A 12,407-nucleotide genomic window follows, 5' to 3' on the forward strand; every position below is an offset into this window, starting at 1 on the left:
TATGATAAAAAATGCAATTATCTTTGCTGCTGGAAAGGGTTCTAGATTAACAACCTATACCAAGCATGTACCTAAACCATTGATTAAAATTTTAAATAAAGAAACCCACCAAGATGAAGCTTTAATTGAAAGAAATATTAAGTTTCTTCATCAAAGTGGAATTAAAGAAATTTATGTTGTAGTTGGATATCTAAAAAAACAATTCAATTATTTAGCTAAAAAATATGGTGTAACTTTAATTGAAAATAATAAATTTGAGTATGAAAATAATATATCATCTTTAGCAGTTTCAATTGAACATTGAGGCGATACTCTATATATTGAAGGAGATATTTATTTAACCAAAAATATAATCCCAGATTTACTTAAAGAAATTGAAGAATCAAACTACAAAAGTATCTACTGAGGTGCTGAAGATGAACATATTAATGAAACTTGCTTTATCTTGAGAAATAATTTAATTGTAGGTCAATATGCTAAAAATATGATCAAAGGTGACTTAAAATGAACTGGACTAGGTTATGTGAATAAGGACTTTGGTGATTACATGAGATCACATTTTAATGACTACTACTCAATTCCAGAAAATAAACAAAATTATTATGAACAATTTTTATGAAGTTTAAATCAACCAGTAGAATGTCATATAACAAGTAAAAATAATTTCTTTGAAATTGATAATTTCTACGATTTAATTAGTGTAGATGAACGTTATAGAACGCATGATGTTGTTAAATTATGAACTCCTGGACCTACTAATATTGATCAAGAAATTAGTGATTTAATTCTTAAGGGAATTGTTCATCATCGTTCAAATTTAGCTGAATTTTACATCACTAAATTACACGATAACCTTAAACAAGTATTTAATACAACTAAAGCTACACCAATTATAATTACTGCTAGTGGTACTGGTGTTATGGAATCTGCTGTTGTTAACTTAATTGAAGCGAAAGATAAAGTTATTCTGATTTCAGTTGGTGATTTTGGGGATAGATTTTATGAAATATTGAAATTGTATCTTGAAGATGAAAAAAACATTTTATTCTTTAGATACCCAGACTATTCAACCTATAATATAGATGATTTTAAACATTTAATTCCTGAGGCTAAAGCTGTATTTGTTACTCATCACGAAACAAGTACTGGTGTATTAAACAACATCAGTGAATTAGGTAAGTTAACTAAAGATACTGATACATTATTAATTTGCGATTCAGTTTCATCAGTATTAAATGAAGAATTTAACTTTGATGAATGAGGAGTTGATATTGCTTTTGCTTCTTCAGCTAAAGGATTTTCTATTTACCCTGGACTTTCAATTGTATGTATCTCACCTAAAGCAGAAAAAGTTATAGAGAAATGTAGTACACCAAGATATTACTTCGACTACAGAAAATACTTAAAATACTATAGAGAATCTAAACAAACACCGTTTACTCCAGCAATTAATTTAATTGTTTCTATGTCAGAATCGATTGACATAATGAACAACACTTCTCTTCAAGTTATTAATCAGAAAAAATGAGAAGTGTTTAATTACTTAAATGATGAACTTGAAAAATTGAATTTTATTAATAAGGTTCCAAAACATCTTAGAACTTGCTCAATGTTATGTATGGAAGCACCTAAAGGTATTGATTGCGAAAGAATGAGAAACTTTGTGTCAACTAACTCTAATAACTACTTCGAATTAGGTAGAAATGAAAAAAGACATTCAGTTATCAGAGTCGGTATTTCTAGATTAATAACCATTGATGATGCTAAAATAGTTGTTAAAAATATTAAGAAATTTATAGAAAGTGAAAAAAATGAAAAATAATGAATGAGACACTAAAAATTTACATGATAAACATGCTAAATTAAAAAGTCTTCTCAAAGAATTAATTTCTATTTTTGAAAAACACAATCTTAAATATGTGGCTTATTATGGTACTTTACTAGGTGCAATAAGACATAAAAACATGATTCCATGAGATGATGATGTGGATTTAGCAATTGATTATGATACTTTGCAATTTTTAATCAAAAACTACCCACATTTAATTAAAGTTGGAAAAAATTCAAACAATTTTCTAATGATGGCTAAATTTACTCATGACAATGAAGAAGATATTGATGCTACTTTTATTGATCTTTTTGTTGTTGTTCCAACAAATAAGAAAAAATTAAAAAAATTCAGATCAATTAAAAATAAATTGAGATACTTCAATCACTATGCAAATCGTAAAGTAAGTAAGGAATTATGACATATAAAAATTCTTAGATTTTTCTTCTTTTGAACAAAACAATTCCCTAAATTAACTTTAGAAGAAGCTATAGAACAAGTTATTGATTTTGAAAATAAAGAAGAACAATTTATTATCACTTGACCAGATTACGCAAATATGAAGAAAACTACTTTCCCAATAGAATGAGACTTTTTCGATACTGAATTATGTAAATTTGACGATTTTTACATAGCAGTACCAAAGAGATATAATGATTTTTTAGTAAAAGAATATGGGAAAAATTGACATATTGAGAAAAAAACATTACTTTCAGAACATTATGGAATGTATGATGTGAAAATTTAAGCAGATTATTCTGCTTTTTTTACTAATTTTCCAAATAGGAAAACTAAATATTAAACAACTAAGTAAAATTTAAACGGAGGTACAATGACAAAAGCAATAAAACAAAATTCTAATTCTTTTTTCAAAAGTCTTAGAAGTGGTCTTGAACGTTTTGGTAGAGCAATGATTTTACCTGTTTCAATAATTCCTTTACTAGCTATTGTTGGAGCAATAGGTTATATTTTTGCATCTGTTGGACAAAAAACTGGTATTTATAATTCTAGTTTAGCTTACAAAACTTTCGCTGATTCAGTAAAAATAATTGGTATGGCACCAATTTATAACCTTGATATTTTATTTTCTATAGGTTTAGCTGCTGGACTAGCAAAAGATGAAAAAGTTTCAGCTGGAATTTGTGGTGTTGTAGCATTAATAGGATTCTATTTTGCTGGATATGCACTTTTAGAAATCGGTAAATTAAAAAACTTACTTGATGCGAACGTAGTTGGTAAACTACAAACCATTAATCGTTTTGGTAAGTATTCAACCAGTTTTGACTTAAATGCTCTTGGTGGGATTTTAGCAGGTTATTTAGCTTATGGAATTCACAAAATAACCTACAAATTACAATTTCCTACGTTTATTTCGTTCTTTGGTGGTCCTAAATTTAGCCCAGTTGCAACATTGTTAACGGCATTTATTTTAGGTTTCCCACTCACATATTTATGAATTTATATTTATAAAGGAATCGCAGCTCTAGGTAATGGAATTAGAGCTTCAGGAGCTTTTGGATCATTTTTATATGGTTCAACTAACCGTTTACTTTTACCTTTTGGTTTGCACAATATTCCTAATGCAATACTTCGTTATACAGCTGCTGGAGGTACTTTTATAGGCGCTGATGGTCAAGAAGTAACTGGTTTTTACAGTATTTTAATTGCAAAAATGAGTGCAGGCTTACCAATCAATGCAACTGATTCAATGATCAGTAATGGAACTTACCCTACAAATATTTTTTCACTTCCTGGTGCTGCTGTAGCTATGTTCTTAGCATGTCCTAAAGACAAAAGAAAACAAGCAGCTCCAATAATTTTTGGAGCAGTGTCTTCGTCAATTCTTAGTGGAGTTACTGAACCAATTGAATTTACATTCATTTTTAGTGCCCCAATTCTTTGATTGGTACACTGTGTTTTAACTGGTTTAGTTTACATGACAATGTATCTTAGTGGTGTTGGAATGATAGCTGGTACAGGGGAAGGAATTATTACTTATTTAATTTACAATTTACCTTCTTATGAAAACATCTCTAGAGTATGAATGTTATTTGTTCTTGGTCCAGTATTCTTCATTGTTTACTTCGGAGTATTCTACTTCTTGATTAAGAAATTTAACTTCAGAACTCCAGGACGTGATGAAGAAGCGTTCAAACTATTTACTAAAAAAGATTTTAAAGAAAAATTAAATAATTCAACAAATCAAACAATTATAAATGAAAAAATTAAAGATGAAAAACCTGAAGATATAAAGATGGCACAATCTCTTTTAGAATTTTATGGAGGTTTTGAAAATATCAATGAAATATCATGTTGTATTTCTAGATTAAGAATCTCAGTTAAAGATAAAACTAAAGTTAATAGAGAAGCAATTATGCAAATCGGGGCTAAAGGAGTTGTTGAATCAGGTGAACAAGTTCAATCAGTCTTCGGTGCAAAAGCAATGGTTTATTCTAGAATAATGAATAACTTAAAATAACTATGTATTTGATTATTATTTTTAGTGTTTTTGCAATATTTTTCATCTCAATCGGGACATTAATTTACTTTTTAAGAAAGAAAAATAACAAAAAATATAAAGTTGATGAAAATGCAAAATATTCATCAAAAGTTTATCAAACATTTATAAAAAATATACCAGCTATGTTTATCTTAGCTGGAGTAGTATTAATTGGTATTTTAATTAAAGCTATATTGAATTAATTAATAAACTAAAAAAGATTGTGCTTAGTAAACTAAAAACTATAGGATTAATTTTTTCTGAATCTATATATTCTGAACAGTTAAATACTTTTATATTATTTCTACTTTTAATACTTTTATTTGATGTAAAAATAAACCCTTTATTACTTTTATTAAATGCTAAATTCGCAGGTAAAACCGTTTCAATTGTTTTATAACTATTTGAGACGCAGATTACATAACTATATTCATCAGCATTAAATGCATTAGCATAATTAGTTGAAAAATCATTATCCTTAATAACATTGACACCCATTCTTTTTAAACTAATATAAAATTCTTCGATATGTCTATTTGAACCGCCAGAAGCAAAAATTAGTATTTTGTGAACTTTAGTAAATTCTTTAGCGATCGACTTAAAATCATAATTAGAAATTTTTCTACTAAATTCTATTATTAATTCACTTATTTGATTATTACTAAGTTTTCTTGAACTTTTACTAGTTCCATTTAAATACTCAGTTAAATCAAATTTGAACAATTCGAAAGAATCGTATCCAAGTTTTTTAATAAATTTACTAATTGTTGATTGAGAACAAAAAGTGAGTTCACTTAAAGTATCAATACTGATTAAATCAATTCGATGAATATTCTCTAATATAATTTTAGAAAATTGACCAAATGCACCCTCAATATTAGTACTATGTAATAATTTCTTTATCAAAAGACTTTTCTTATAGTTATTTGCCATAAAAAAATTATATCTAATTGAACACATTTATGTAGAAAGAGACAAATATGAAATACGATTACCACATTCACACTTTTTACTGTAAACATTCAGATTTAACTGTAAAGGAAATAGTTGATCAATACCACAAAAATAATTTTATTGAAATTGGTATTAGTGATCATATTCCCTACAAAGGAGTTTTAGACTCAAAAGATAACTCTAGAATGTTCTACAGTGAATTAGAAAGTTATATTAAAGACATTAAAGTCGAACAAGAAAATTATAAAGACAAAATGATGATTAATATTGGTTTTGAAAGTGAATTTTTTCCAAATCAATTAAATTGATATAAAGAACTTTTATCAAGGCCTGAAGTTGACTATTTAATCTTAGGTATTCATGCGGTTGAAAACTTGGATGAAGAAAATAATTTTAATCGTAATTGCACAAATAAAGAGCAACTAAAAAGATATTGAAAAGCTATTGATGAAGGTATGAGAACTGGTTTATATGTTTATGCAGTACACCCGGATTTTTACATGAAATCATATCAAGAATGAGATAGTGAATGTGAAGAATTAGCTATTAAAATTTGTGATTTAGCACTTGAATTAGATTTTCCTCTCGGCTTTAATATTAACGGCTTCTGGAAGGGTCCAAGAGTCATTGGTAAGGTGTTTAGAAATAAATACCCAATTCACGAATTTTGAAAAATAGCAAAAGAGAAAAAAGTTAAAATAATTCTTGAATCTGATGTGCATCATAAAAAACAATTATATGATACTGAAATAGTTAAAAAAACTTATGATTTATTAAAACAATGAGGCTTAGAAAAACAATTAGTTGACAAACTAGATTTGGAAAAATATAAGAAAAAATTAAATCTTAAATACAATCTTTGTAAATAATTTTAAGAAATCAACTCTTTTATAAAATCATTAGTAATTTAGTTATCTTATCAAAATTCGAACATAATTGTGATGTATGTAATTTAGCTAACATTTTTACACATATTAAATCACCAATATTTACAAGCAGACATTAAAAGTCTGCTTTTTCATATAAAAAAAGCACTACATAGATAGTGCTAAATCATCTTCTTTCTTGTTGTTGTGTTCTTGTTTTTTCTTTTGGTATTCTAATTCTTCTTGTCTATGATATTCTCCGAATTGAGCTTCATAATCTCAAGTATCATTACTTCATCTTTCATCTTCTTCTTGTTGTTCATAACGTTTAGTTTTATCTGAGTTATGTAAGAAGTCCATACATTTTTCTAAATCTCAAGTTTTAAACTCTTTAAGTGGTATGTAATTTTTAGATACCTGTTGTAATCATTTTTCATTATCAAATTTTCTACCATATTCAAACAATCTCATAGTTCCAAATTTACCAATATTGTAAAACAAATTATCAGCGTGAGCTAAATATTGGAATGCTTCTAATTTATTGTTTATATCCATATTTTTAATAGTTCAATCTGAATTTAATTCAAGTTTTGTTATTTGAATATTCTCATTATCTAAATTTTCTCTTAGATTTCTTAATATACTTACAGCACCATCGATATCTTCTAATATTTGCACCTTATTTTTATTAAAAATCTTAAAGAAATCATCTTTTTTCATTATATGAATATTATTTGTTTCAACATATGATTTTTCTTGTGTTTTATTATTGACTATTTCTACTTCATTATCTTTTTTAATTTTATCTTCTACACTTCTGCAAGTAAGATAATATACGTCATCTCCAGAATAAAACACAACTAATGGACGGTTATTACTATATGGATTATCGTAAGGAGTAATAGGTTGTCCATTATATTTATACGAAACAGTTTTAAGACTTTTTCAATGTTTATACCCTTGACGCGTTAAACTCCATACTTGTTTTATCATATTTTCTCCTTATTCTATTACTTGCTTATATTGTTGTCTTAAAAGTGGAAGCATATTTTCTCATTTAAGTTCATTTTCAGGGTCAGTGCTATAATGAGTTGGTAATTCAACATAATTGTGCACATAATTACCATTTTCATCCTTATTTAAATATTTAATAATTGTTGTGATATAGCTTAAGAAATCTAATCTAAACATTGTCCGACTTCCACTATCTCTGTTCAGAAATATCTCTTCTAAATTCAATTCACTATTAAAATTACTTCAGCTTTCTTGGTAGTCAGCAAAAGTTAAATCTACACTTACTCATTTATTATCAATAAAGACTTCATTTCAAGCGTGTCCACCACTAGAAACAAGTGGATTATTTACATCACCATACATTCTTCCGCTTACTACTCTTACAGGAATATTAAGTAAAGTAAGTGCTAGTGAGAGATTTTGAGAATATCCATAGCATTGAAGCGTTCTATCAGTTTCAAAAAGTGAAGCAGGATTGTAAAAATCATTACCGTCAGTATTAAATGAAAATTTGTAATTATTATACATATACATAATATTACTAGTTATATAAAAAGATAGTGCTAAAATGATTTGCTTTTGATTTCAATTTTTAGAGATATATTTAGGTAGAAAATTAATTCAATTTTGTAGTCATTGTTTCATTTGATTTTTTACGGTTTTTTCATCTTCATTAGCATAAAAATCAACAGCACCATATTCGTTCAATTTAGTAGTATTAGGATAATCAAAAGTTCCTTCATTTTTTTTAACTATATTACTATTTTTTATTTTTAAGGTTTTTATTCCATTTTGATTAAAATTAGCAAAAAAATTAGGTTGTTCAGTTAATAATTCATAGTATAAAGTTGGTCTGGAAATTTCTCCATTTTTGCTTGTTTGAAGAATATATTTTCTATACAAATCAAAATCTAGTTTAGGAACTAAAGGATTATATGTTAATCAAAATGAAGAACTACTATTATTTATAATGAAATAATTTTTACCATAAATTTCAGCTAATTTATCAAATTGATTTTCTAATTCATAATCTGCTTTATTACTATCATATTTAGGGTAATAAAATTTTCAATCTAAAACATTAATATTAAAATTTTCATAATCTTTAAAAGTTTCAGCAATGTAATCATCCTTAAAATCTTTATAGTGATTAAATGCTTTAACATTTTCTAAGTTAATTTTTCCGATTTTTTCTTCATCATTAATTACTCAAAGTCATTCATCATAATTTTTTAGTCAACTAATGATATATTCACTATTTAATTTAATAAGTCCGTATCTATTATCACGCATATATGGTAGTCTTCATTCAATATTTTCAGCATTACCCGGACTTAAAGTAAATTTTTTGTCCTTAGTAATAAATCATTGCATAGTGTGTTCCTTAATACCAAAATCAAAATGATTTTTAAAGTATGTTAGTCTTTCAACAATTAAAGGAAAAAAATTACCTTTACTAAAATATTCAATGTAATTTTTAACTGTTTTAGTTATTAAATCATATTCAATATTTTTGATTTCTCTTTCATTAACTACAAAATTAGTACTCATTAATTTTTCTCAATTAATTTCTACATCAGCGGATAATTTTAATTCTTTAACTTGATTAACAGTATTAGTTAATGTTGTTAACTTATTTTTAGCATTTTCATTAAAAGTATTTAGTGTAATGAAATGATGAATAATAACTCTTAAATTTTGGTATTCTAAATTGATATTTTTTATTAGATTATTCTTTACTATTTCGCTATCTATTCAGTTTAATTTTTCAATAAAGTTTTCCTTTAAGTAGTTAAAGCATTCTTCCAATGCACTGTTATATAAAGAATTAATTTGATTAATTTTTTCGTTGCTAAAAATTTGATTATTAATAAATTCACTAACTTCACTGTTAAAGCGTTTAACAGCACTTAACTCATTTAATTTAGTATTAAGATATAAAGCATCATTAAAATTTATGTATTTGTTTCTTAAATCAATAACTTCAGCTTTTTTATCAAAATCTTTATCTTTTTGTTTAACCGCTTGTGTTGTATTAAAGCAACTAGTAGCACTTAAACTACTAGCTAGAGAAATTAAAGGTAAAATTTTTAATCACTTTTTCATAATTAAATTATATCATAATATTACTTTTATATAAATTTTATTAATAAAATTTATATAAAGATAAGATAATATAAGCAAGAAAAAACACCCTAAGGTGTTATTCTTCTCAACTAATTTCTAAAATTGTTATTGTGTTCATTCCTTTAAAAATATCTAAATTTCCTGTTATTGTAGTATCATAATTAGACGGTTTTGAAACACTTTTACTTTCCATAGTTCATCTATTAGTTGCTTCTAATGTTTTTGATGAAAATGTAAAAGGAATATCAAAACTTAAATATTGACTTTCAATTCTTCAGTTTCATTTTTGATTTTCTTTAGTGTAAGTATCAATAAAAGTTATTCCATATCCACCAGCGTGACTTCCATTTGGTGTTTTAGTAACAGAAGTTCAATTTAAATCAAAATTTGCACTTGACCTTGCACCTAGCGTAGTACTTCCCATTCAACCACTACTTGATTTAGTTAAATTGATTTCCTTTTGGTGTCCATTAATTAGTAATTTCATTTTAGCACTTTTAGCACTTTCTGGTATTCTGACTTTTTCTTTAATACCGTTTCTTAAAATGAATTTATTAGATACTTTACCAGAATCACTTGTATAGATATTTCCTAGTGTTGCTCCTGTTCCATTATATTTAAATCATTGTGGAACTAATCTAGTTTCTAAAGAATGTTTTTCATTATATTTTCAGCTATTAATAAGTGTAGATGCTTCATTAGTAAGAGTATATTTTGGATACTCTTCAGTAAGTAAATCATATCCAATTATTACACTTTTATTACTATTAACTGGACTTGGAAGCGGAGCAGGTGGAGTAGGTGGAACAGGATTAAAATTATCGATAATATCTTTTAATTTTTTATTTTCTTCTTTTAATTTTGTAATTTCTGCTTGATTTTGAGCGATTGTACTATTTGCACTCGCTAATTCACTCTTTAACCTATCTCTTTCAATTTTTGCACTACTTAATTGACTGTTTAAACTACTTACTTGTGAGCTTAAACTACTTTTATCTCTTTTTAGACTTTCAATTTCTGCTTCTAAAGAAGTGATTTTTGAATTATCTGTACTATTTTTGCTTTTTTCATCTTGTAGTTGTCTTTCTAAATCTTTAATTCTTAAGTCTTTTTCTGCTATTTGTTTTTGGTAATTAGCTTCTTCAGTTTTAAATTCATTAGTTTTAGTTTCTAATTCATCAGTTTTTAAACTTAAATTTTGTTCTAAAGTTTGCTTAATTAAGGTTAATTCATTAATTCTCTCTTTATTTTCACTGTTTTCTAAACTCAAACTATTTAATTCAGAATTTACAGTATTTAATTGATTTGTTAACTCATCAATTTCAGTATTTAATTCACTAATTTTTTGTGTTAAATTAATTACCATTGCTTCTAGTGGTAAAACACGAATATTTTTGTAAGTTTCAATAATATTTTGTATTGCATCAATTGCACTATAAAGTTTAGCTTGATTTTCGCTTACATTTTCACTATCAATACTTTCACTTATTAATTGATTTAAAATATCTAATTGAGTGTGTAAATTTTGTGCTACTTCATTTAATTCATCTAAATTTTCTTGTTCTAAACTAGAAATTAAATTGCTTAAAAGTTCCTTAGTGTGAATTAAAGTATCATTAAAATTATTTTGAATTAAACTTTCTAAATTAGTTATATTTTCTTTAGCAGTATTTAATTCACTGTTTAAGGTATCGATTTGATTATTAGCAGCTTGAATTTTTGCTTGTAATTCAGCATTTTCATCCATAGCTTGTTTATATTTAGCTACTTCATTGTTGTAATTTATTCAATTTTCAAGGTTTTTATTGAAAAGTGCTTCATAATCTCTATTATTTAATGCTTCAATTAGTTTAGTAAAAGTTTTGTTTTTAATTGGAAAACTTTCAATATTAATGGTACTAAAATCATCAATATTTTTAGTTTTTATTGCTTTTTCATAATCACTTTTTGCTTCATCTAAAGTTTTTAACGCTTTATTAGAATAGTCATTAATTTCGTTAATTAGTGAATATGCTTCATTACGCATACTATTCATCAATATTTTTAGTTTTTATTGCTTTTTCATAATCACTTTTTGCTTCATCTAAAGTTTTTAACGCTTTATTAGAATAGTCATTAATTTCGTTAATTAGTGAATATGCTTCATTACGCATACTATCAGCAAAAGCATCTGTACTATAACTACTATAATCTCGATTAACAAATTTATATGCTATTTCTTTTAAGGTTTCTAAATAATCGATTTGATTTTTAGTTAAATTAATAGCTTGTTCCACCATATTCTTTGCAGTATTAAAACTATTTTCAATAATTTCATCTTTTTGAGTAATAATCTCTTCTAATTCAGCAATTTTTGATGCATAAAGAGTATTAATCTGACTTAAAACATTGTTTAATTCTTTTTCAGATTGAGATATTCATTTTACTCCACTAGCAATTTCTTCAGCATTTTCAAGTGAGAGATTAAATCCAAAATCTTTAATCTCTTTAAGTCGATTAATGTACTTGCTTAACTCATTTTGAGTAAAGATTGTACTATTATTAGTTTCTAATTCACTAATTTTACTTTCAATACATCTTACATATTCACTGACTTTATCTTTAATTCCTTGACGCATTTTTTCTAATTCAAGTTCAAAATCAACTGTTTCTTCAGTTTCATTTTCAATATTAGTATCAGGGTTATTTAAACTCTTATAGTAATTTTCCAGCATTGTTTCATAATTATTATTTCTTTCTAAAATTGAATTTGTAATACTTTTAAAATTACCTAGAGTTTTCTCATAATTTTCTTTAAGTTTATTGTATAAAGTGTTTAAATTGTTTAACTCAGTAGTTAATTGTTCTTTTTCTTCAATTAATTTTTCTTTTTCACTAGTTAAATTAGAAATTTTTAATTTCAGTAATCTAATTTCTTCATCCTTTTGTTCAATTGTTTTAACCGCAGTGCAATATTTTACACTAAGCGGAATTAGTGTAGCAGCTAAAACTGCAGCAGTACATAAAGCGCTTATACTTATTTTAGTTTTATTTGTAATTCTTTTTTGTTTCATATTTCCTCATTAAATTTAATTTATGTTCACTAGTAGCTGTCATAAATAATTAAGGTGAACTAAAA

Annotated in this window: 10 protein-coding genes; 5 read left to right on the forward strand and 5 right to left on the reverse strand. The window is 25.8% G+C overall.

The features are described from left to right. The first annotated feature begins 1 nt into the window (after position 1). The 4 genes from FRW55_RS01435 to FRW55_RS01450 all read left to right on the forward strand — a co-directional run bounded on the left by FRW55_RS01435 (position 2) and on the right by FRW55_RS01450 (position 4,531). Entirely contained in the window at positions 2–1,822 is a 1,821-nt protein-coding gene (locus FRW55_RS01435) for an aminotransferase class V-fold PLP-dependent enzyme (RefSeq protein WP_146368422.1), read from the forward strand. Further along, positions 1,812–2,576: a diacylglycerol cholinephosphotransferase Mf1 gene (gene mf1, locus FRW55_RS01440; RefSeq protein WP_146368423.1), complete on the forward strand. Its 765-nt coding sequence runs from the start codon at positions 1,812–1,814 to the stop codon at positions 2,574–2,576. The genes FRW55_RS01435 and mf1 overlap by 11 nt, the downstream gene beginning before the upstream one ends. Positions 2,577–2,660: 84 nt before the next feature. Next, complete coding sequence (locus FRW55_RS01445; protein WP_146368424.1) at positions 2,661–4,307, forward strand: PTS transporter subunit EIIC; 1,647 nt, start codon at positions 2,661–2,663, stop codon at positions 4,305–4,307. Between the two features lie 2 nt (positions 4,308–4,309). Next, complete coding sequence (locus FRW55_RS01450) at positions 4,310–4,531, forward strand: protein O6-alkylguanine-DNA alkyltransferase domain-containing protein (protein ID WP_146308653.1); 222 nt, start codon at positions 4,310–4,312, stop codon at positions 4,529–4,531. On the opposite strand, the gene FRW55_RS01455 is transcribed toward FRW55_RS01450, so the two are convergent. After that, positions 4,518–5,261 carry a MurR/RpiR family transcriptional regulator gene (locus FRW55_RS01455; protein WP_162848272.1) on the reverse strand — a complete coding sequence of 248 codons (744 nt, stop codon included), beginning with the start codon at positions 5,259–5,261 and terminating at the stop codon, positions 4,518–4,520. The genes FRW55_RS01450 and FRW55_RS01455 overlap by 14 nt on opposite strands. Positions 5,262–5,308: 47 nt before the next feature. Between FRW55_RS01455 and FRW55_RS01460 the strand changes: the two genes are divergently transcribed. Then, positions 5,309–6,151 (forward strand): histidinol-phosphatase, encoded by an 843-nt coding sequence (locus FRW55_RS01460; RefSeq protein ID WP_146368426.1) that lies wholly within the window; start codon positions 5,309–5,311, stop codon positions 6,149–6,151. A 165-nt stretch (positions 6,152–6,316) separates the two neighbouring features. On the opposite strand, the gene FRW55_RS01465 is transcribed toward FRW55_RS01460, so the two are convergent. From FRW55_RS01465 to FRW55_RS01480, 4 genes are all read right to left on the reverse strand, one after another. Continuing rightward, entirely contained in the window at positions 6,317–7,141 is an 825-nt protein-coding gene (locus FRW55_RS01465) for an Mbov_0400 family ICE element protein (protein WP_146368427.1), read from the reverse strand. Positions 7,142–7,150: 9 nt separating this feature from the next. Further along, a complete protein-coding gene (locus FRW55_RS01470; RefSeq protein ID WP_146368428.1) occupies positions 7,151–9,268 on the reverse strand; it encodes a transglutaminase-like domain-containing protein in 2,118 nt (705 codons plus the stop codon). A 97-nt stretch (positions 9,269–9,365) separates the two neighbouring features. Beyond that, positions 9,366–11,324, reverse strand: coding sequence for a coiled-coil domain-containing protein (locus FRW55_RS01475; RefSeq protein WP_146368429.1), 1,959 nt, complete (start codon positions 11,322–11,324; stop codon positions 9,366–9,368). Further along, positions 11,317–12,342 (reverse strand): hypothetical protein, encoded by a 1,026-nt coding sequence (locus tag FRW55_RS01480; RefSeq protein WP_146368430.1) that lies wholly within the window; start codon positions 12,340–12,342, stop codon positions 11,317–11,319. The genes FRW55_RS01475 and FRW55_RS01480 overlap by 8 nt, the downstream gene beginning before the upstream one ends. Between the last annotated feature and the right edge of the window lie 65 nt (positions 12,343–12,407).

This window comes from Mycoplasma anserisalpingitidis, from assembly GCF_007859615.1.
Lineage (GTDB): Bacteria > Bacillota_I > Bacilli_A > Mycoplasmatales > Metamycoplasmataceae > Mycoplasmopsis > Mycoplasmopsis anserisalpingitidis.